18 protein-coding genes and 1 tRNA gene are annotated in these 21209 nt (G+C 61.1%); 5 read left to right on the top strand and 14 right to left on the bottom strand.

Features of this window, described 5'->3' with window-relative positions; all coding sequences use genetic code 11:
* Positions 1-40: 40 nt before the first annotated feature.
* Positions 41-3517: a transcription-repair coupling factor gene (gene mfd / locus ACFIQF_RS21305; protein WP_393945653.1), complete on the bottom strand. Its 3477-nt coding sequence runs from the start codon at positions 3515-3517 to the stop codon at positions 41-43.
* Positions 3518-3633: 116 nt separating this feature from the next.
* Here mfd and ACFIQF_RS21300 point away from each other — a divergent pair, with 116 nt between their 5' ends.
* Both ACFIQF_RS21300 and ispF read left to right on the top strand, forming a co-directional pair.
* Positions 3634-4524 (top strand): IspD/TarI family cytidylyltransferase, encoded by an 891-nt coding sequence (locus ACFIQF_RS21300; RefSeq protein ID WP_393945652.1) that lies wholly within the window; start codon positions 3634-3636, stop codon positions 4522-4524.
* A 55-nt stretch (positions 4525-4579) separates the two neighbouring features.
* Complete coding sequence (gene ispF / locus ACFIQF_RS21295; RefSeq protein WP_393945651.1) at positions 4580-5065, top strand: 2-C-methyl-D-erythritol 2,4-cyclodiphosphate synthase; 486 nt, start codon at positions 4580-4582, stop codon at positions 5063-5065.
* Positions 5066-5339: 274 nt separating this feature from the next.
* On the opposite strand, the gene ACFIQF_RS21290 is transcribed toward ispF, so the two are convergent.
* The 5 genes from ACFIQF_RS21290 to ACFIQF_RS21270 form a co-directional block, all read right to left on the bottom strand.
* Entirely contained in the window at positions 5340-6128 is a 789-nt protein-coding gene (locus tag ACFIQF_RS21290; RefSeq protein WP_393945650.1) for an alpha/beta fold hydrolase, read from the bottom strand.
* A complete protein-coding gene (locus ACFIQF_RS21285) occupies positions 6125-6535 on the bottom strand; it encodes a GFA family protein (protein ID WP_393945649.1) in 411 nt (136 codons plus the stop codon). The genes ACFIQF_RS21290 and ACFIQF_RS21285 overlap by 4 nt, the downstream gene beginning before the upstream one ends.
* Before the next feature lie 53 nt (positions 6536-6588).
* Positions 6589-8109, bottom strand: a complete 1521-nt coding sequence (locus ACFIQF_RS21280) for a sensor histidine kinase (RefSeq protein WP_393945648.1) — start codon at positions 8107-8109, stop codon at positions 6589-6591.
* A gap of 149 nt (positions 8110-8258) precedes the next feature.
* Positions 8259-8990: an osmolarity response regulator transcription factor OmpR gene (gene ompR / locus ACFIQF_RS21275; protein WP_393945647.1), complete on the bottom strand. Its 732-nt coding sequence runs from the start codon at positions 8988-8990 to the stop codon at positions 8259-8261.
* Between the two features lie 304 nt (positions 8991-9294).
* The gene (locus tag ACFIQF_RS21270; RefSeq protein WP_393945646.1) at positions 9295-10077 is read right to left on the bottom strand and encodes a 3-hydroxybutyrate dehydrogenase; all 783 of its coding nucleotides are present in this window, start codon (positions 10075-10077) and stop codon (positions 9295-9297) included.
* Between the two features lie 83 nt (positions 10078-10160).
* Here ACFIQF_RS21270 and ACFIQF_RS21265 point away from each other — a divergent pair, with 83 nt between their 5' ends.
* The 3 genes from ACFIQF_RS21265 to ACFIQF_RS21255 all read left to right on the top strand — a co-directional run bounded on the left by ACFIQF_RS21265 (position 10161) and on the right by ACFIQF_RS21255 (position 13591).
* Positions 10161-11096: an alpha/beta fold hydrolase gene (locus ACFIQF_RS21265; RefSeq protein ID WP_393945645.1), complete on the top strand. Its 936-nt coding sequence runs from the start codon at positions 10161-10163 to the stop codon at positions 11094-11096.
* A gap of 39 nt (positions 11097-11135) precedes the next feature.
* The gene (locus ACFIQF_RS21260; RefSeq protein ID WP_393945644.1) at positions 11136-13373 is read left to right on the top strand and encodes a RelA/SpoT family protein; all 2238 of its coding nucleotides are present in this window, start codon (positions 11136-11138) and stop codon (positions 13371-13373) included.
* Between the two features lie 141 nt (positions 13374-13514).
* Positions 13515-13591: transfer RNA gene (locus tag ACFIQF_RS21255), tRNA-Val, on the top strand.
* Positions 13592-13689: 98 nt separating this feature from the next.
* Here ACFIQF_RS21255 and ACFIQF_RS21250 read toward each other — a convergent pair.
* The 8 genes from ACFIQF_RS21250 to ACFIQF_RS21215 all read right to left on the bottom strand — a co-directional run bounded on the left by ACFIQF_RS21250 (position 13690) and on the right by ACFIQF_RS21215 (position 21077).
* Complete coding sequence (locus ACFIQF_RS21250) at positions 13690-14481, bottom strand: N-acyl homoserine lactonase family protein (RefSeq protein WP_393945691.1); 792 nt, start codon at positions 14479-14481, stop codon at positions 13690-13692.
* A complete protein-coding gene (locus ACFIQF_RS21245) occupies positions 14481-15752 on the bottom strand; it encodes an alpha/beta fold hydrolase (protein WP_393945643.1) in 1272 nt (423 codons plus the stop codon). The genes ACFIQF_RS21250 and ACFIQF_RS21245 overlap by 1 nt, the downstream gene beginning before the upstream one ends.
* A complete protein-coding gene (locus tag ACFIQF_RS21240) occupies positions 15697-16437 on the bottom strand; it encodes a GntR family transcriptional regulator (protein WP_393945642.1) in 741 nt (246 codons plus the stop codon). The genes ACFIQF_RS21245 and ACFIQF_RS21240 overlap by 56 nt, the downstream gene beginning before the upstream one ends.
* A 116-nt stretch (positions 16438-16553) precedes the next feature.
* The gene (locus tag ACFIQF_RS21235; protein WP_393945641.1) at positions 16554-17267 is read right to left on the bottom strand and encodes an ABC transporter ATP-binding protein; all 714 of its coding nucleotides are present in this window, start codon (positions 17265-17267) and stop codon (positions 16554-16556) included.
* Positions 17264-18007, bottom strand: a complete 744-nt coding sequence (locus ACFIQF_RS21230; protein WP_393945640.1) for an ABC transporter ATP-binding protein — start codon at positions 18005-18007, stop codon at positions 17264-17266. The genes ACFIQF_RS21235 and ACFIQF_RS21230 overlap by 4 nt, the downstream gene beginning before the upstream one ends.
* The gene (locus ACFIQF_RS21225; RefSeq protein WP_393945639.1) at positions 18000-18974 is read right to left on the bottom strand and encodes a branched-chain amino acid ABC transporter permease; all 975 of its coding nucleotides are present in this window, start codon (positions 18972-18974) and stop codon (positions 18000-18002) included. The genes ACFIQF_RS21230 and ACFIQF_RS21225 overlap by 8 nt, the downstream gene beginning before the upstream one ends.
* Positions 18971-19834, bottom strand: a complete 864-nt coding sequence (locus ACFIQF_RS21220) for a branched-chain amino acid ABC transporter permease (protein ID WP_393945638.1) — start codon at positions 19832-19834, stop codon at positions 18971-18973. Before ACFIQF_RS21220 ends, ACFIQF_RS21225 begins: the two co-directional genes overlap by 4 nt.
* 19 nt (positions 19835-19853) lie before the next feature.
* The gene (locus tag ACFIQF_RS21215; protein ID WP_393945637.1) at positions 19854-21077 is read right to left on the bottom strand and encodes an ABC transporter substrate-binding protein; all 1224 of its coding nucleotides are present in this window, start codon (positions 21075-21077) and stop codon (positions 19854-19856) included.
* Positions 21078-21209: the final 132 nt, after the last annotated feature.

Raw genomic sequence — 21209 nt, 5'->3', positions numbered from 1 at the left:
TCAGCGAAGCAATTCAGCCCGCTGATCTGGCCGCCTGCGCTCAGGCGGTAACTGCCTCCGCCACCAGCGGCTTGCCCAGGCTGCGCACCACGTCGCGCACCATTTGCACGCGGTCTTTCACCTCGGGCAGGGCGCGCTCGATGCGCAGCTTGTCGTTGCCGGCCAGTTTGATGGCCTTGTTCTTCTGGATCAGGCTGATGATGGTCATCGGGTCGATCGGCGGGTTGGCGTGGAAGCTGATGTTGATGACGCCGGGCGCCGCATCGACCTTTTGCACACCGAACGGCTCGCACAGCACGCGCAGGCGGTGCACATCGACCAGGGTTTGCGCCTGTGCGGGCAGCTTGCCAAAGCGGTCCACAATTTCTTCCAGCAGCAGATCGATCTGCTCGCTGGTCTTGGCAGTGGCCAGCTTTTTGTAGAACGACAGGCGCAGGTGCACATCGCCGCAGTAATCGTTGGGCAGCAGGGCAGGGGCGTGCAGGTTGATGTCGGTGGTGGCGGCCATGGGTGCGAGCAGATCGGGCTCTTTGCCGTTCTTCAGGCTGCGCACAGCTTCGCTCAACATTTCGTTGTAGAGCTGGTAGCCGATCTCCATCATGTTGCCGCTCTGGTTGTCGCCCAGCACTTCGCCGGCGCCGCGGATTTCCAGATCGTGCATGGCCAGGTAGAAGCCGCTGCCCAGCTCTTCCATCTGCTGGATGGCTTCCAGGCGCTGCGCGGCCTGCTTGGTAAGGCCTTCCATATCGGGCACCATCAAATACGCATAGGCTTGGTGGTAGCTGCGGCCCACGCGGCCGCGCAGCTGGTGCAGCTGGGCCAGGCCAAACTTGTCGGCACGGCTGATGATGATGGTGTTGGCGCTGGGCACGTCGATACCGGTTTCGATGATCGTCGAGCACAGCAGAATGTTGTAGCGCTGCGCCACAAAGTCGCGCATCACGCGTTCGAGCTCGCGCTCGGGCATCTGGCCGTGGGCCACGGCAATGCGGGCCTCGGGCAAGATTTCTTCCAGCTTCTGACGGCGGTTCTCGATGGTTTCCACCTCGTTGTGCAGAAAGTAGATCTGGCCGCCGCGCTTCAACTCCCGCAGCACGGCTTCGCGGATCACGCCCGTGCCTTCGTTGCGCACAAAAGTCTTGATCGCCAGACGGCGCTGCGGCGCCGTGGCGATGACGGAGAGGTCACGCAAACCGTCCAGCGCCATGCCCATGGTGCGCGGGATGGGCGTGGCCGTGAGCGTGAGCACATCGACCTCGGCGCGCATGGCTTTCATCGCCTCTTTGTGGCGCACGCCAAAGCGGTGTTCTTCGTCGATGATGAGCAGGCCCAGGTTTTTGAACTGGGTTTTCTCGCTCAGCAGCTTGTGCGTGCCCACCACGATGTCGACCGTGCCGTCGTCCAGCCCTTTGATGGTGGTGTTGACCTCTTTGCCCGATCGAAAGCGCGAGACCAGCGCTACCTTGATCGGCCATTTGGAGAAGCGGTCGGCCAGCGTCTGGTAGTGCTGCTCGGCCAGCAAGGTGGTGGGCGCCAGCAAGGCGACTTGTTTGCCTCCAGTGACCGCCACAAAAGCGGCGCGCAGGGCGACCTCGGTTTTGCCAAAGCCCACGTCGCCACAGACCAGGCGGTCCATCGGGCGCGGCGAGATCATGTCCTGGATCACCGCGTGGATGGCGGCGCGCTGGTCGGCGGTTTCTTCAAAGCCGAAGTCGTTGGCGAACTGCTCGTAATCCTGCGGGCTATAGCGGAAGGCATGGCCTTCGCGGGCGGCGCGGCGGGCGTAGATGTTGAGCAGCTCGGCAGCGGTGTCGCGCACCTGCTCGGCCGCCTTGCGTTTGGCTTTTTCCCACTGGCCGCTGCCCAGCTTGTGCAGCGGTGCTTCGTCGGCAGAGACGCCGGTGTAGCGGCTGATCTGGGCAAGCTGGCTGACGGGTACGTAGAGCACCGCGTCGTCGGCGTATTCCAGGTGCAAAAACTCTTGCATGGCGGGCGAGCCATCGGGGTTTTTCTGGCCCACGTCCATGTTGATCAGGCCGTGGTAGCGGCCAATGCCGTGCTGGGCGTGGACCACCGGGTCGCCCACTTTCAGCTCGGACAGGTCTTTGATCAGCGCCTCTACATCGCTGGCCTGCTCTTGCCTGCGGCGGCGGCGTGTGCTGCCGGTGGCGGCGAACAGCTCAGTCTCGGTGACAAAGTCAATGCCTTGCTCGGCCCAGCGGAAGCCGCTGGCCAGCGCGGCCGTGGCAATGCCGACGCGCTCTTCAGTGGTTTGCTGGAACTCGGCCAGCGAATCGAAAGCGGGCGGGTTCAGGCCGCTGGCGCGGAAGAAGTCGAGCAGGCTCTCGCGCCGGCCATCGCTCTCGGCCAGCAGCAAGGTGCGCGCCTGGCCGCTGGCAATGTGCTGCTGCAGCTTAGCCAGCGGGTCTTCGGCGCCTCGCACCACGGCCAGATCGCCCAGCTTTTGGAAAACGGCGCTGTGCTCTACATCTTCTACCTGCGGGCGCAGTGCGAACTGCGCGGTTTCCTTGGCTGTGGTGTAGAACTGGTCGGCCGTCAGGAATAGGGTTTCAGGCGGCAGCGCGGGGCGCTCCGGATCGCCTTGCACCAGGCGGTAGCGGTCTTTGGTGTCCTGCCAAAAGCGCTGGAAGGCGGGTTCCACATCGCCGTGCAGCACCAGGGTGGCGTTGGCGCCCAGGTAGTCGAACACGGTGGCCGTGCTGTCAAAAAACAGCGGCAGGTAGTACTCGATACCGGCGGTGGCCACGCCGTTGCCCATGTCTTTGTAGATGCGGCTCTTGGTGGGATCGCCCTCAAGCAGCTCGCGCCATTTGTTGCGGAAATGGGCGCGCGCATCGTCGTCCATCGGGAACTCGCGACCGGGCAGCAAGCGCACTTGTTTGACCGGGTAGAGGCTGCGCTGGGTGTCGGGGTCGAAGGTGCGGATGGAGTCGATCTCATCGTCGAAAAGGTCCACGCGGTAAGGCACCAGCGAGCCCATGGGGAACAGATCGATCAGGCCGCCGCGCACCGAATACTCGCCGTGGCTGACCACTTGCGAGACATGGTTGTAGCCCGCCAGCGTGAGTTGGGCCTTGAGCTTGGCTTCGTCCAGCTTTTGCCCGGCCTCGAAAGCGAAGGTGTAGCCGGCCAAAAACGCGGGCGGCGCCAGGCGGTAGAGCGCGGTGGTGGCGGGGATCAGCACCACATCGGCCTCACCCTGGCTGATGCGCCACAGCGCGGCCAAGCGCTCGCTGATCAAATCCTGGTGCGGCGAGAAGGTGTCGTAGGGCAGGGTTTCCCAGTCGGGGAACAGGGCGGTGCGCAGCTCGGGCGCGAAGAAGGCCATTTCGTCCTGCAGGCGGCGCGCGTCGCTGGCGTCGGCGGTGACGATGGCCGTCACCCGCTGGCCGGCGGCCTCGCGCTCGGCCAGGCGCGCCAGCAGCAGGGCATCGGCGCTGCCGGGCGGCATGGGGGACTGAAAGCGTTTACCAGCGGTGAGTTTGGGGAGTTCCATAGGTTCAGCGGGCCGGGCAGGCGCCGTAGCAAATGCCGGGCTGCGGCGGAAAAAACAGCAAAAGCACGGAAAGCCCGTTCGGGCCCCGTGCGTTGTCTGCATTCTAAAATACCGGCATGAACCAGCCTGTTCGCAATGATTTGATCCCCACTGTGCCCCTGGCACCCGGCACGCCCGCGCCTGCACCCGCCGTGCAGACAGCGCCCGTCACGGCCGATGCGGGCACCGCCACGCAAGCCGTGGGCGAGCTGCAGGAAGAGGTGGTGGCCCGCTTTTGGGCCTTTTTGCCTTGCGCTGGCGTGGGCGCACGAGCGGTGGACGCATCGCGCCCGGCGCACGTGCCCAAGCAATACCAGCAAGTGGCAGGCTGGCCTTTGGTGTTGCATACGCTGGCGGCTTTTCTGGCCGTCAAACCGCTGTCGGGCGTGGTGGTGGGCGTGAGCGCGGAGGACGACTTTTTGCAGCGCCATGTGCGGCCGGGTTTCTCGGTCAGCCCTTGCGGCGGGCCAACGCGTGCGGATACGGTGGCGGGCGGCTTGCGCAGCCTGCTGGCCCAGGGCGCGCAGGCGCACGACTGGGTGCTGGTGCACGATGCGGCGCGTTGCCTGATCAAGCCCAGCCAGATCGAGCAGCTGATGGACGAATGTTCGGCCGACGCCGTGGGCGGCCTCTTGGCCTTGCCGCTGCCGGATACCTTGAAGGCGGCGGCCACCGATGCGCATGGCCAAAGCCGCGTCAGCAGCACCTTGCCGCGCGTGGACAAATGGCTGGCGCAGACGCCGCAGATGTTCCGCATTGGCCACTTGCTCGATGCGCTGGCGCAGTGCCAGGACGTGACGGACGAGGCCAGCGCCATTGAATCGGTGGGCCTGCAGCCGCGCCTGGTGGTGGGAAGCAGCTTCAACTTCAAGGTCACCTACCCGGACGATTTTGCGCTGGCCGAAGCCTTGCTGCAGCAGCGCATGGCCGCCGGCGAAAGCCAGGTGGCGGCGCTGTTTGGCGCCTGAGGCCTGGGCATATTTCTTGAAATGACGACAGACAGAAGTTACAAAGGATTGGCAGATGTTGGCGATGCGGATTGGTGAGGGTTGGGATATTCATGCGCTGGTGCCCGGGCGTGATCTGGTCATTGGCGGCGTCACCATTCCGCACAGCACGGGTTTGCTCGGCCACTCGGATGCCGATGTGTTGCTGCACGCGATTACCGACGCGCTGGTGGGCGCGGCCGGGCTGGGCGATATCGGCACGCACTTCCCGGATACGGCTGCCGAGTTTCGCGGTGCCAACTCTGCCGTGCTGTTGGCCGAAGCCATGCGTCGTGTGGCGCAGCAAGGCTGGCAGGTGAACAATGTGGACAGCACCGTCATCGCGCAAGCGCCCAAGCTGGCGCCGCACATCCCCGGCATGCGAGCCTGCATTGCCAAGGCCTTGGGCATTGAAGAAAGCCAGGTCAACGTGAAAGCCAAGACGGCAGAGAAGATGGGCCCGGTAGGCCAAGGCGCAGCCATGGAAGCGCGTGCGGTAGTGCTGTTGGTGCGTGCGAACTGAAAAATTGCTCCATCACGGGTTTCAGTAGGGCGTAAGCGTAGTGGCGAAGCTAGCTGAGTGCCTGTGTTGGCAGTCTTCGTTTTGAGGTGGTGATATGACCGCTTATGCGTTGTTGCGCGGGTTTGCCGTACCCAGGTACTGTCTGCACCCGCGACGTCGCGCCTAAGCGGCCATCTCACCATTCGGGTGAGTCATTTCAGCGCCCGCTTCACTGCAAAGCGGTGTCAATCCAATTCTGTCTTCCTGGGAAATCCGAGAGAGTTCTAAAAATTTATCAGGCCGTGCTTGGCACGTGGCTGCTTGTGGTTTGCTGCTGCTCAGGGTGCAAATCGTCCGCATGGCGCAGCAGAAAATCTGCCACCAAGGGCGCGCAGACATCGGCCTGGGTTTGCAGCAACATGTGCGGGCCGTTGACGGTGCGCAGCTCGTGCTGCGGTGCTTGCAACAAGGCTTGCGCGCAGTGCGCGGGGATGAGTCGGTCTTGCGCAGCGCGCAGGGCCAGCAAAGGCACGGATAAAGCGGCCAAATCCAGCGCTGGTGGCCGCAGCGCTTGTACGGCGCGGTTCTGTAGAACGGCAGCATCGGAGTGTTGCAGCGCTTGCTGCAAGGCGGCCAGCAAAGCCGGCGTGGCCCAGCGCCCCAGCAACCACCAAGACCAGACTTTGCGCGGAACGGCATAAACGGCTTGCGCTGGCGAGGCTGCAATGGCTGGCAAGAACGGCGCAGCCCAAGGCACGGCGCAAGTGGCAAAGCTGGCGGCCAAAACCACGCCGCGCAGGTGCTTGGGCGCGGGCAGTTGCGCATCGCCTTGGCCGCAACCGGCCAGCAGCAAAGCCAGCGGCCCACCAAAGGATTCGCCCAGCAAGAAAAAGGGCTGCTCTTGCGGCAGCTGCGGCTGTACCCAGCGGGCGAGTGCCAGATAGTCCAGCTTTTGTTGTGGCGGGTAAAGAATGGTTTGTTGTTGCAGGCCCGCCATGCCGGGCAGCTTTTGCAATGCCTGCGGCAAAGCGCCTTGCAGGTGCGGGCTGCCGTCCAGCCCGGGCAAGATGACCAGAACGCTCATGCCTGGGGCGCGCTGGGGTCGGCGTACTGCGCTTCTACCTGGGCGCCGGTCAGCACCGGGGTGGCGTTGGCCAGTGCGTAGTAATCAGGCTTTTCGTCGATATAGATTTGCTGCATCAGCTGCATGCCGGGTTCGTCCTGGAACATGCCGGCCGAGAGAAAGTGCTCATTGCTCGCCAGCAGGCGGTAGAACAAATGCGTGCCGCAGCGGCTGCAAAAAGCGCGTTCGGCCCAGTCGGACGATGCATAGCGCGTGACTGGGCCGCTCACTTCCACCTCGGTGCCGCCATGCACGGTAAACGCCGGCCCTTCGCCCCAGCGCCTGCACATGCTGCAGTGGCAAACGTGTACTTCGGTGGTGGTGGGCGCTGTCACATGGACCGCGCCGCACAGGCATTGGGCTTGCATGGCAGTTCCTGAGGGTGGTGGAAGCTGCCAGCATTCTAGAAGCGAGTGCCGCCCTAGTGCAAATCGCCCAGGTTGGTGGGCGGGCCGGGCAGGTGGCGCTTGATTTGCGGGCGCTGCAGGCGGCGCTTGGGTTCTTTGCCAATGGCCTGGTCGGGCGCGCGACGCAGGTAGATGCTGGTGACCAGGCCGGTGCTGCCGTCGGCGGCATTGGCCATGGTGAGGCGCCCGCCCATGCGTTGCACGGTTTTCTCGACGATGGACAAGCCCAAGCCCGCACCGGCTGCGGCCGTACGCGCCGTGTCGCCACGGAAAAAGGGCTTGGTCAGGTTGGCCAGCTGGTCGGCCGACACGCCCGGGCCGTGGTCACGCATGCGGATGGTGACCGTGGTTTCGCTGAACTTGACGGTGATGTCCACGCGCGTGTAGTTGGTGCCCGGTGTTTTGCCGTAGCGGCGGGCGTTTTCGAGCACGTTCGAGAGCACGCGAGACAGCTCGATCTCGTCGGCGTTCACCATCAGCTCTTCGGGCACAGTCATCTTGATCTGCAGCTCCTGGTGGTCTTGCACCGCGTAGACGCAGGACGACACCACGCCATACACATTGACGGGCGTGAGCTTGGCTGCGTGGTCGGGGCGGGCGTAGTCGAGGAACTTGTCGATGGTGGCGTCGAGCTGCACGATGTCGGCCACCATGTGCTCGCGCGCCACGTCGTCGAACACGCTCATCTCGGTTTCCAGCCGCAGGCGCGCCAGCGGCGTGCGCAAATCGTGCGAAATACCGGCCAGCATGACGGCGCGGTCTTGCTCCAGCTTGGCCAAGCGCTCGCTCATGCGGTTGAAGCCGATGTTCACCTCGCGGATCTCGCTGGTGACGGCGTCTTCATCCAGTTGCGCGGCAAAGTCGCCTTCGCGCAGGCGGTTGGTGGCGCTGGAGAGCTGCTTGAGCGGGCGGTTGATGAGCCCGGCAATCACCGCCGCACCGGCCAGCGACAAGGCGGCCGCCGTCAGCACCCAGATCAGCCAGGTTTTGCCGCCAGCGGGGTTGAAGCGCGAGGCCTCGATCAGGAACCAGTTCTGGTCGCCATCGATGGTAAAGCCCACCCACAGGCCATCTTCGTGGTTGACGCTGCTGGCCACCACAGTGCCGGGGCCCAGGCGCTGCGTGAGCTCTTGCGTCAGGCGGGCGGCGAGCGGCGTGGTGGTGTCCATGGGCTCGTACACGTCTTTGGGCTCGCGCGGCACGATGCGCACGCCTTCCTGGTCGGCCATGGTTTTGACCAGCGACACACGGGCAATGGCGTCGGAATGCATCAGCGCAGCGCGGCTCAGGTTGACGAGCGAGGCGATTTGCTGCGCCGTCTGGATGGCGCGAGGCTCGGTCTCCAGCGAGCGCAGCGTTTGCACCCAGGCCAAGATGCTGCCGGTAAGCAAGATGGCCAGCAAAAAGAAGGTGCGCCAAAACAGATTGAGCCCCACGCGGCTGCGCTTGGCGTTGTTGGCGCGGGTGCTGGCGCTGTTGGCCTCTAGCGGTGCCAGGCCGGAATGGTCGTTGTCGTTGCTTGCAGTGGATGCCATGGGGGCAGGGCCTTTGTCGTCAAATCGGGTGTGCTGCGCTTGTGGTGCATTGTGCGCCAATTGCCGCTTTGCGCGCCTGCGCAAAGAAAAACCGCCCGCAGCAGGCTGGGGCGGTTGCTTGTGCGCTGGGCGCTGTGGGTGCTGATGGGTCAGTTAGCGCCGTCTGGTACGAAGACGTAGCCTACGCCCCACACTGTTTGTATATAGCGTGGCGCTGCCGGGTCGACTTCCACCAGCTTGCGCAGGCGCGATACCTGCACGTCCAGGCTGCGGTCGAACGGCTCAAACTCACGGCCGCGGGCCAGCAGGGCCAACTTTTCACGCGACAGCGGCTGGCGCGGGTGGCGTACCAGGGTTTTGAGCATGGCGAATTCGCCGGTGGTCAGTGGCAGCTCTTCGCCATCTTTGGTCAGCACGCGGGTGCTCATGTCGAAGGTGAAGGGGCCAAAGGTGACCACTTCGTTCTCGCCCGAGGGTGCGCCTGGCGCTTCTTGTGGTGGGCGGCGGCGCAGCACGGCGTGAATGCGGGCCAGCAGCTCGCGCGGGTTGAAGGGTTTGCCGATGTAGTCGTCTGCACCCACTTCGAGGCCGACGATGCGATCCACGTCTTCGCCCTTGGCGGTGAGCATGATGATGGGCGTGCGGTCGTTGCTGGCACGCAGGCGGCGGCAGATCGACAGGCCGTCTTCGCCGGGCATCATCAGGTCGAGCACGATCAGGTCCACCGTCTCGCGCAGCAGAATGCGCTGCAAGCCCTTACCGTCTTCGGCAATCATCACTTCAAAGCCTTCGTGCGAAAGATAGCGGCGCAGCAGATCACGGATACGGGCATCGTCGTCGACGACGAGGATTTTGTCTACGCGGTTGCTTGCAGTCACCATGGGTGGATTCCTCCGGCTGATTTGTAACACTTACATTCTGACCGCGTTTTGAAAAAAGCGGGTGTTTTTTGGGTCGGATTTGACGCTAAGTTACAAATTTTGCGTTACATCTGCATGGAGACTGTTCATGTTTACGGCAAAAACAGCGTGTTTTGATGACAGTTTCACTGTAATGGATGCAAATTTTTTCGTTTGAATTTTCGTTTTTGGTGTTGTTTCAATATTATGTGTTTTGTGCATTAAGTGTTTGCAAGCATGAAAAACGGCGCTCGAAGCGCCGTTGCTGTCATGCCTGGTTACGGCTTTATTGGGCTGTCCAGCCGCCGTCCATGTTCCAGGCTACGCCTCGCACATTGTTGGCTGCCGGCGAGCAGAAGAACACCGCCAGCTCGCCCAGCTCTTCGGGCGTGGTGAACTGCTGCGAAGGCTCTTTCTCGCCGAGCAGCTGCTTCTTGGCTTCTTCGTTGCTGATGCCTTGTTGCTGGGCGCGGGCATCCACCTGCTTTTGCACCAGCGGCGTCAGCACCCAGCCGGGGCAGATGGCGTTGCAGGTGACGCCGGTGGTGGCGTTTTCCAGCGCGGTCACCTTGGTCAGGCCGACGATGCCGTGCTTGGCTGCCACATAAGCCGACTTGCCAGCCGAGCCCACCAGGCCGTGGACCGAAGCCACATTGATGATGCGGCCCCAGTTGGACTTGAGCATGGCCGGCAGCGCCAGGCGGCTGGTGTGGAAGGCGCTCGACAGGTTGATGGCGATGATTGCGTCCCAACGGTCGACCGGGAAATCCTGCACGTTTGCCACGTGCTGGATGCCAGCGTTGTTGACCAGAATGTCCACCTGGCCAAATTCTTTGGCCGCGTACTCGAACATGGCCTCGATCTCGCTCGCCTTGCTCATGTCGGCGCCGTGGTAGCCCACGCGTGCGCCAGAGCTTCCCATGGCCGCTTGCACCTGGGCCTTGGGGCCTTCGGCATCGCCAAAACCGTTCAAGATGATGTTCGCTCCCTGGCGTGCCAGGGCCTGGGCAATCCCCAGGCCGATGCCGCTGGTGGATCCGGTGACCAGCGCGGTTTTACCTTTCAGCATTCGATATCTCCAGTTACTATCGGTTTATTCACACCGGCCATCCTAAACCAATCCAGCGGTGCCCCAGCACCGCAAGCCTGACCATGCTTGACCAACCTCGTTTGCACTATGTCCACTGCGCGGTAGCGGGCAATACCGACGAAGGCCGCCGCAACGGCACCCACCGCATGGCGTATTGGGAATGGAACCACACTGGCAACCCGCAGCATCCGCATGTCATTGTTTGTGTGCACGGGCTCACTCGCCAAGGCCGGGATTTTGATGCGCTGGCCCGCCAACTGGCGCCGCATGCGCGTGTGATTTGCCCCGATGTAGTAGGCCGTGGCTACAGCGATTGGCTGGACAACCCACAGGGCTACCAGGTGCCGTTGTATGTGGCCGACATGCTGGCCTTGCTGCAACAAGTGCACCAGACGGCGCCCATTGGCAGCCTCGATTGGGTGGGCACCAGCATGGGCGGCCTGATCGGCATTGGCTTGGCGGGCGAGAAAAGCATTCAATCCACCTTGCCCGTGCCGGTGCGGCGCCTGGTGCTCAACGATGTGGGCCCGGTGATCGAGCCGGCTTCGCTCGCCCGCATTGGCAGCTACGTGGGCAAAAACATGGTGTACGCCAGCGAGGCGCAGGCGGTCGAGGCGCTGTGGCAGCTGTCTACCGGCTTTGGCCCGCACACGCCAGAGGAATGGTTGGCTCTGTCGCGCCCCATGCTGCGGCCCGAAAGCGGCAGCAGCGTGCGCCTGCACTACGACCCGGCCATCGGCATCCCCATGCAGGCCATGACGCCGGAAATGGCCTTGGCTGGTGAGCAACTGCTCTGGCAGCTGTACGACAACATCACCGCCGATACTTTGGTGCTGCGCGGCGCAGAGTCGGACTTGCTTTCTGCACAAACTGCCCAATCTATGGCGCAGTGTGGGCCACAGGCCCATGTCGTCGAATTTGCCGGGGTGGGCCACGCGCCCACCCTCGTGTCCTTGGATCAAATAGCTGCGGTGCTGGCGTTTCTGTGCGGTGCGTAGCGCCTTCCCCGTGGGGAAGTGCGAGAGTGTGGTGACAACATGAGAAGTCTTACAGCAGTCGCTCAGCCCGCGCCCGGCGCGGAAAACTTGCCGGCAGAACCGGTATCGCCCCTGGTGGCCGCCACCGCCAATGCCTTGCCCGAGCAAGACAATGTGCTGGCCAAGGCGCGCTCCTTCGCGCTGCCGCTGATCGCCGACGAAACCCTCGATACCGGCGAAAACGCCTTGCAGCACGCCGATGCGGTGGCGGCCATCCTCAAACACATTGGCGGCTCAGAGGCCATGCAGGCGGCCGCCTACCTGGTACATGCCAGCGTGCAGCTGAACAAGCCGCGCGAGGTGATCGGCAAAGTCTTTGGTGAAAGCTACGCCTCGCTGGCGGTGGAAACCGTGGCGCTGATGAAAGTGCAGGCCCAGGCCCGCCAGGCCGATGCTGGCCACCTGGTGGACGACCCGGCCACGCAAACCGAGAACATCCGCAAAATGCTGCTGGCCTTCTCGCGCGATCTGCGCGTGGTGATGTTGCGCCTGACATCGCGCATGCAAACCCTGCGCTGGTACGCGGCCACCAAGGTGCCGGTTTCGCCCGCCATTGCCCGCGAAAGCCTGCAGGTATTTGCGCCGCTGGCCAACCGCCTGGGCATCTGGCAGATCAAGTGGGAGCTGGAAGACCTGGCCTTCCGCTTTCTGGAGCCTGACACTTATAAGAAGATTGCCAAGCTGCTGGACGAAACCCGCGTAGAGCGTGAGCTGTACATGGTGAGCCTGCGCGAAGGGCTTGAAGCCGATCTGCGCGCACACAGCATCAGCGCCACCGTGGCCGGGCGGCCCAAGCACATCTACAGCATCATCAAAAAGATGCGCGGCAAATCGCTCGACTTTGAGCAGCTGTTCGACATTCGCGCACTGCGCGTGGTGGTGCCTACCGTCAAAGACTGCTATGCGGCCTTGTCGCTGGTGCACGAAGCTTTCACGCCCATCGAGTCGGAGTTTGATGACTACATTGCCAAACCCAAACCCAACGGCTACCAATCGCTGCACACCGTGGTGCGCGACAACCATGGCAAAGCCATTGAAATCCAGATCCGTACCCAGGCCATGCACGACCACGCCGAAAACGGCGTGGCCGCGCACTGGGCCTATAAAGAAGCGGGCGCCAAAGGCTATGCCGGCGTATCGGCAAGCAGCGATTACGACGCCAAGATTGCCGTGCTGCGCCAACTGCTGGCCTGGCGCAAAGACATGGTGGGCCAGACGCAGGACAGCGGCCTGTTCGACGACCATATCTATGTGCTCACGCCCGATGCCGCTGTGATCGAGCTGGCGCAAGGCTCCACCCCGGTGGATTTTGCCTACGCCGTGCACACCGAGCTGGGCCACCGCTGCCGCGGCGCCAAGGTGGACGGCCAGATGGTGCCGCTCAACACGCCGCTGCAAAACGGCCAAACGGTGGAGGTGGTGGCCGTCAAAGAAGGCCGGCCCTCGCGCGATTGGCTCAATGCCGAGCTGGGCTACCTCGTCAGCTCACGCGCCAAGGCCAAGGTGCGCGCCTGGTTCAACGCCCAGATCACGCACGAAAACGTGAGCCGCGGCCGCGACCTGGTCGAAAAACTGCTGCAGCGCGAAGGCAAAACCTCGCTCAAGCACGACGACCTGGCCGAACAATTGGGCTTCAAAACCGCCGAAGCTCTGTTCGAAGTGGTGGGCAAGGACGAGCTCTCGCTGCGCGCCATTGAAAACATCTTGCGCCCGCCTGAGCCGCTGGCAGCGCAAGACGAGTTCTTATTGAACCGCCCGCGCAAAGCCAGCGAAGGCTCGGGCAAGGGCGGGGTGCTGGTGGTGGGCGTGGATTCGCTGATGACCCAGCTGGCCAAATGCTGCAAGCCTGCGCCGCCCGATGTGATTGGCGGCTTTGTCACCCGTGGCAAAGGCGTCAGCGTGCACCGCTGCGACTGCAGCAACTTCCGCGAAATGCGCGCCCGCAACCCCGAGCGCGTGATCGAGGTGGAATGGGGCATGGCCGGCCGCCAGCAAAAGGTGGAAGCGGTCTACCCGGTAGACATAGCCGTGGAAGCCCACGACCGCCAAGGTTTGCTGCGCGACATCTCGGAAGTCTTCGCCCGCGACAAAACCAATGTGATCGGCGTGCAGACCCAATCCGTCAAAGGCACGGCCTGGATGACCTTCACCGTGGAAATCTCCGACTCCGGCCGCCTCGCCAAGGTGATGGCCGCAGTGGCCACTGTGGCCGGCGTGCGCTCCACCCGCCGCAAATAAGGCTTGGGCCGCACCTGACAAACGGGTGCGGCCAGCAGGTTGCACAGGGGCGGCTGAGCCCGAAAGCGAGATTTTTTAGAAAAATATGCGAGTTTTCCAGAAGAGCGTTTTTTTCTGTCTATAATTCAAGTCTTCAACGACAGGCGCGTAGCTCAGCTGGTTAGAGCACCACCTTGACATGGTGGGGGTCGTTGGTTCGAGTCCAATCGCGCCTACCAAACATCGCAAGCAAAACCAGAGCTTGCAACAGAGAAGCCCGCTGCAAAGCGGGCTTTTTTGTTTGTTTCTTCCCGACCCGAAGCTCGAAATCACGCCATCAGGTGATGGGAGGCAGGTGCAAGGCCACGATGTCCTCACCGCTCATCCTGGGGTAGCGGGCCAGTACGGCGGGGTCGTGCCCCGGGATGATGTGTTCGGGCGACTCCGCATATCTCAGTAGCGTTTCATATCCGGTGAGCATGTCCGCAATGTTGTAGACAATCGGAAAGGGTGCGTCGTTCTGCATATTGTCGTAGTAGTGGCTAGCATCCGATGCAAGCACTACCCAGCCACGCGCAGTGTGTACGCGCACCGACTGCAGACCTTTGGTGTGGCCGCCAATGTGCAGTACCTGCAGTCCGGGCGCAATCTCCTCATTGCCGTGGCAGAAGTTCACGCGCTTGTCATACACGCCGCGCAGCACGTCCACAACATCTTCCACGGCATAGGCGTGGCGCAGCATGTCAAAGCGCATGTTGCAACCGCAGGCGTAATGCATTTCGCTTTCCTGCAGATGGATGCGCGCGTGCGGCAGGCGGCGAATGTTCCCCGCATGGTCGTAGTGCAGATGGGTGACGATGACATCGTTGATGTCCTGTGGAGCAAGCCCGAAGACGCTCAAAGCTTCAATCGGGCAGCGAAGGAATTTGCGACTGCGTGCACGCGCAGCGCCTTCGTTGAAGCCGGAATCGACCAGATAGTGTCGCTTGCCGTCGCGCAGCAACCAGACGAAGTAGTCCATGGGCATGGAGCCGTCGTGCGGATCGGGCGGTGTGATGAAGTTTTCATGGCGCTGCCGGTCGACGGTGGCGTAGCGCAGGGCAAAGATCTCGAATTGGGGAAGCTGCATCATCGTTGTGGCTCCATGCGGTTGAGTTCAGGCTGCAGGTAATCGAGGAAGCGCAAGGGGTTCTCGATCATCGGGAAATGCCCCAGATCTGGCATCGTCGCGTAGCGGGCACCGGGGATGAGCGCTGCGACCCGCTGCGAATCCTCCGGTTTGGCCGAGTAGTCATACGCACCGGTGAGAAGGCTGATTTCGAAGCGGGACGTATCGAGTCCCACAAGGTGCACGGGCGCATCGAAGTCTTCACTGTAGAAATGCAGATCCGCTTCATACACGCCGAACCCGCCCTGTGAATAGATCCACGCGGCTTCACGGCGCATGGCAAGTGGCGACTGCGGCGCAAGCAGTCCGCGCACATAGGCAGGGTTGTGTGCGGTCTGATTCACCTGCGGATGACACAACATGGGGCTGAGCCTGCCTGTGGCTTTCCATGGTGCTTCAAGAGCGATCACACCAGCAACATCTTCCGGGCTGCGTGCAGCGGTGTACAACACCATGGCAGCACCCATGGAGCATCCAAGAAGTACACAGGGAGCGCCAGCGAACTGGCGGATGACGGCTTGGCAGGTCTGCAGATAGTCATTGCGTCGGAGAGGTGACGCGCGCCAGGCGGTGTGGTGGACGGGGGGACTGCGCCCATGTCCCGGCATATCGAATGCGATCATCCGCCAGCGAGAGCGGAGTTGCGGGTTGGCCATCAGTGCATGGTACTGCCTAGCGTCAGCACCCGCGGTGTGCAGCATTAGGAGTGGCGGACCTTCTCCCGCTTCTTCTATGAATATGGTTGTTGGCGTGTCACGCAGTTGGAATTGCGCGTATTGGCCGCGTATGGCTGTGCGGTCGATATGGTGGCGTGGGGTATCTGGGTTCTCGCTTAACTTCCCATTCAACTCATCTATCCATTCCTTGTCGAGTTGACCACGCAGTATTTCGAAGAAGCGCTCTAACGGGTGCAGTGCTTGAGCAATGGCGAGAGAATCCCCCGTAACAGAAAAGTCGCTTATGAATCGCATTGCTGCGGTGAACGACTGGTAATTGGCCGCTGGGGCTTTCGCCAGAAATTGCTCCCAGCAAGCGCTGGGAGCATTTAGCACGATGCCCGACAGGGATGTGCAAGGTTCCGGCTGAAAGAGGGTGATCTGGTCTGAGGCTTTCGCATCATCATTCAACTGCAGAGCGATGCAGAAAGGTAGCCGCCGAGTGGCGACCTGGAATTCACTATCTTGATGCGCCCTTGCTACTGCGGCTAGAAGCCGCTCGCGAGTCTGGTTCACGTTCGTCTGTCTCCTGTTGTTGCTTGAGTACTGCCAGCGCTGTGCGCTCCGCGTTCACGATGTGATCACGTGCGGCGTTCTGGGCCCCTGCGGCATCACGCGCCTTGATGCACTCAAAGATGAGATCTATTTCCAAAAGGCTCTGAGGAAGCCGTGCTGGGCTGGAGAATGATGTTGCCCGAAGCAGATTGATGCGTGAGAGCAGGCCGGGGAGCATGTCGCTGATCAGTTCGTTGTCGCAACCTGAAAGCAGAACGTCGTAGAACTCTCGTTTGGCGGCGAGCAGCTCCGCCTGCTCACCGCGTGAAGCGTGTTCGTGTAATGCGCTTACCGTCAGGCGCAGGCGTTCGATGTCGGCATCGCTTGCGAGGCGGGCGAACTCATGCGCGGCAAATCCCTCAAGCAGCGCACGCAGGGCGTAGAGGTCTTTCGCTGCCTTTTCCGTGATGCGCACGACGGTGGGCCCACGATGTGGCTCAATAGTAATTAGGCGTTCTGCTTCCAGCGTGCGCAGTGCTTCTCTTAGCGTGGGGCGACTGATTCCAAGCTGATCGCATAAATCTTGCTCGCGTAATCTCTCCCCGCCTTTGATACGGCCCTGCATGATGCTGGTGCGCAGGAATTCTTCTACACGTGAGCGCAGCGTACTGGGCTTCTCGAAAATGGAGTCGGTGGGGCTTGGCATGAAAACCTCGGTCAATCGTCAACTAGCACACAAACGCCAGATGCTGGTTTTAATGCCAGCGCGCGTGGCGCGAACGTGTATCGGAAAACCGAAGATTATCTCGCTGAGCCGCATTGTCACATTCCAAGATAGGCTTCGCGCACCCGCTCATCGTTGAGTAGCAAACTACTTTCGCCGGAAAGCACCACGCGCCCAGATTGCAGTACATAGGCCTCCTGCGCGACGGACAGCGCCAGCCGCGTGTTTTGCTCTACGAGCAAAATTGTCAAGCCTGTGCGGTGGATATTGACCATGGCCTCATGCATTTCCTCCACCACCTTTGGTGCCAGGCCGTGGCTGGGCTCGTCAAGTAAAAGGAGGCGGGGGCGCAACATCAGCGCACGGCCAAAAGCAACCATCTGTTGCTCGCCGCCGGAGAGTGTGCCCGCAGCCTGATTGCGACGCTCGCGCAGTCGGGGAAACAGCGCGTAGACGCGTTCGCAGTCGTCGCTGAGTGCGGACTTCTGTTGCCTTCTTGTGTAACCGCCGAGCCAGAGGTTCTCCTCCACCGCCATGTCAGGAAAGACATGCCGTCCTTCCGGCACATGCGCAATACCCAGTGCGGGAACGCGGTGTGCGGGGAGTTTCAATATCTCTTCACCCGCAAAGCGGATGCTGCCGCTGGTTCTGCCGAGCAGTCCGGAGATGCTGCGCAGCAGCGTGCTCTTGCCCGCAGTGTTGGCACCTACCACGGCGACGAACCCGCCGTTGGGCACTTGTAGTGTCACATCCTCAAGCACGGGATTGCGGTCGTAGCGCGCCGTTAGTCCTTCAATGTTCAGCAGGGTCATGCGGGCATCTCCACGTGTTCCAGGGATTTTCCGAGATAGGCCTCGATGACCGCTGGGTCGGATGCAATCTCTGCAGGTGTTCCCTCTGCGATCTTCCGCCCAAACGACAACACCAGAATTCGGTTACACAGTCGCATAATGGCGCGCATGTGGTGCTCCACCACGATAAAGGTGATGTTGGATTCATTTCTCAGTTGGCGTATGAGATCAAGCAGCTCGTCCATCTCGCTTTCGTTGAGCGCCGCCATTACTTCGTCCAGCAGGAAAACTTTGGGCGCTGTGCACAGGGCGCGCGCCAGCTCCACACGCGCCTGCTCGGGGAACGAAAGATCGCCTGCCAGTTTGTTTTCGATGATGGAGAGACCGACGCGTGCGAGGTTTTGCCTGGCGAGTACTCTGGCCTGCGGTACATCGAGCCGCATCACGCCGCCCACGAGCACATTTTCCAGCACGGTCATTTCAGGGAACAGTGCCACGTTCTGGAAGGTTTTGGTCATTCCGCGCTGTGCAATTCGATGGGGTCGCCATCCAGCGATGGATTCACCTTCCAGTTGGATATTGCCCTGCGTAGGTTTGTAGAGTCCGACCAGTAGATTGAACAACGTGGTCTTGCCAGCGCCATTGGGTCCGATGAGTCCGAGAATGTCGCCGCGCTCCACGCTGAAGCTCACGTCATCTACCGCCTTGAGACCACCAAAATGTCGGCTGACGCCGCGCACACTGAGTATTTCTTCAGGCATGACGAAGTCCTCGCAGTGTGCCGCGAACGCGATTCCACAGAACAGACAGTCCGCGTGGTTCGATCAAGATGATGGCGATGAGAATCACGCCATAGGCCAGTTGCGACGCACCAGCTGTGCGTCCGGAAAGCCATTCATTGAAAAGCTCTTCGAGTGGAATCATCACCAGCGCGCCAATCAGTGGTCCGGCAACGGTTCCTACGCCACCGATGATGCAGACCAGTGCCACCTTCACCGAAATTCCGACCAGCGAGAACACCGTGTCGGGATCAAAGAAGAAGATGAATTGTGCGTAGAGCGTTCCGCAGGCGCCCATCAGTGCGGCGGAGATGACGGATGCCTCAATGCGTGTGCGTGCGGTGTTCACGCCGATTACTTCTGCCGCTTGCGGGTTGGCCTTTACAGCTCGCAAGCGATACCCGAGCCTTGAGTGACTGATGCGCCAGAAGATAAGTGATGCAATCACCGCAGCGCCAAGCATCAGGTAGTAGTACGGGACGCTGGATTTGAACTGCATTAGCGCCAGAGTGCCTTCTGAGAATGGAACGGAGATGCCTACAGGCCCGCCGGTGACAGATGCCCATGTATTACCGATGGCTCGCATCACTTCGCCGAAGGCCAGCGTTGCGAGTGCGAAGTAGTGTCCGCGCAGACGCATGGTGGGCAGCGAAAGCAACGCGCCCGCCATGGCAGCAACAAGCATGGCGGCGATCATGCCGATCCACGGCGAGATACCCCAGCGCATGAGCAGCAAGGTTGATGTGTATGCGCCAAGACCGAAGAACGCAGCGTGTCCGAGCGATATCTGGTTGGCGAGGCCACCAACGATATTCCATGCCTGTCCCATCGTTGCGAACAGGAATACAAGCGTGAGCACGCGAATTCCGTAGCCCTGATCTTGGAACATCCACGGAGCAACCAATGCTACTAACAGTGCGAGTAGCCACTTCAAAGTTTGATTGTTCATGAGACAGCCTTTTTCAGAAGCCCTTCAGGACGAAGGGCGAGCACCAGAATGAACACGGCGAATAGCACGAGGTTCTGGAGTTGCATGGGGAGAAAGAGTGAAGACAGTGATTGGATGACCCCTACTGCAACGCCGCCGACGACCGCACCCATCACACTACCCAGTCCCCCCAGAACAACGGCGGTGAACATCAGCACGCTGAACTGAGAGCCCACAGTGGGTGATGCAGTGAGATACGGCAAGATGATTCCGCCGCCCAGTGCGGTGAGTCCAACTCCCAGGCCAAATGCCATTTGATGAACGCGTTGCGTGGAAATGCCATACAGCTGCGCTGCCATTGGGTCTTGCGCGGTGGCCCGCACGGCCATTCCCCACCACGTTTTTTTGAGTACCCACCACAGCGCAAGTCCGCTCACGCTGGCAACACAAAACGCCAGGAGATAGGGCGCACTCACCAGTAAAGGGCCGATCGAGAACGCCGTCATCTGATAGGAAGTATGAACCGACCGAAACTCTGAGCCGAACAGCATGAGAGCGAGGTTTTCCATCACGATGAGCAGACCCACGGTCAGGAAGATCTGTGCCACTGCAGGCGCGTGGAGAATGCGGTTAATCAGAAACTTCTGTACCAAGACACCAAGCGCGAATGCGACCAGAAACGAGAGCAGCGCGCCTGCAAGCGGATCGAGTCCGAGCATCATCCACGCAAAGAAGGCAACGTACATGCCCACCATCAGAAATTCACCCTGCGCGAAGTTGACGATGGAGATTACGCCGAACACCAGTGTCAATCCAATAGAGATGACGGCATAGACGCCGCCTAGCAATATGCCGTCAATAAGGGCTTGTAGAAACTGCATTGTCTGTGTCTCGCTGCTGTCAGCCCATGTTGATGAGAGCTCCCTTGGCCAATTCTTTTGGCCAGACGGTCACCAGTTCGTTGTTCTGCCACTGCACCATCACAGGCTGTGCGAGCGTATTCAGTCCGCTGGCGTCAAACTGGACACCACCGCCAGACATGACACTTGCCCAACCGTTGTCAAAGCGAGTGCCACGCATGGCTTTCGTAACGTCCTCTGGTTTGTCGGATGCTGCTATCTGCAGTGCCTGCGCCAGCACGCCCAGGCATACCGCGTGCTCCAATGCTTCGTGAGGCATGAATGTGCCGAAGCGCTTGCGGTAGCGATCCGTGTACTCCGGTTTCTGGTCATAGTTGGCGGGCGCGATGGATAGCACACCTTGAGCATTTGCACCAAGTGCCTTGGCGAAATCTGGAATCACATAGCCCGCTGCGCCCCCCACCACAGGTACGGTCAGCTTTTGTTGTCGCATCACGCGGATGATGAGCAGGCTGTCGTTGAGGTAGGAAATTGGGAATACGAGCTGTGCATCTGAATTACGCAGTTTGCTGATGAGCGGGGTGACGTCGGTGATGCCCAATGGATATGCCTCATCGAGCACGACTTCCGCTCCCGCCTTCTTGGCTGCGTTGCGAACTCCAACGGCTTGCGAAGAGCCGTACGCAGTATCTTCGTAGAGGATGGCGACCTTCTTAATTTTGTCTGCTCCGGCGACGACAGCGGCTGCGTAATCGTATTGAGCCTGCCCCAGCACTGAGCCCTTGGATACCACCTGAAAGATGTTCTTGAAGTTGCGTTCGGTGAGTACATCGGAGAACGACATGGTCAGAAACGGTATGCCCCGGCGCTCGGTCACTTCTGATACGGCAAGCGTCAGCGACGAAGCGTATGCCCCAATGATGGCGGAGCACTTGTTATTCGTAATGAGTCGCTGTGCGACCGTTGCTGCAGTGGTTGGCTGCGATGTCGCATCTGCCACCACCAGCTTGATCTTGGCGCCGCCCATTGATGCAATGCCACCTGCCGCATTTACTTCGTCGGCTACCAGTTCGAGGCCCTGACGCGAGTTGATGCCGAACTGCGCATTTGCGCCGGAGAGTGGAAGGATGACCCCCACATTCACCTCGGCGGGCGCCGCAAGCAAATACCCGGGAAGCCCGAGTGTGGCAGTGCCCAATGCGCTACCTGTGGCCGCCATGAAGGCTCTGCGGCTGCGCAGGCTGGAGGTCAGTTGTTGCTGCATGTCTTGTCTCCTGTGTGTATGTTTTCTGATGCCGTTTAGGCCGGCAATGCAATTATTCTGTTTGTATTCTTGACTGTCAATAAGATTGTATGACAAACTTGCGGAAATCGATGCAGCGAATTCTCGCGGTAT

Source organism: Comamonas trifloxystrobinivorans, from assembly GCF_043359985.1.
Taxonomy (GTDB): Bacteria; Pseudomonadota; Gammaproteobacteria; order Burkholderiales; family Burkholderiaceae_C; genus Comamonas; species Comamonas trifloxystrobinivorans.
The sequence above is the reverse complement of the archived record's forward strand: the minus strand, read 5'-3'. Positions and strand labels throughout refer to the sequence as shown.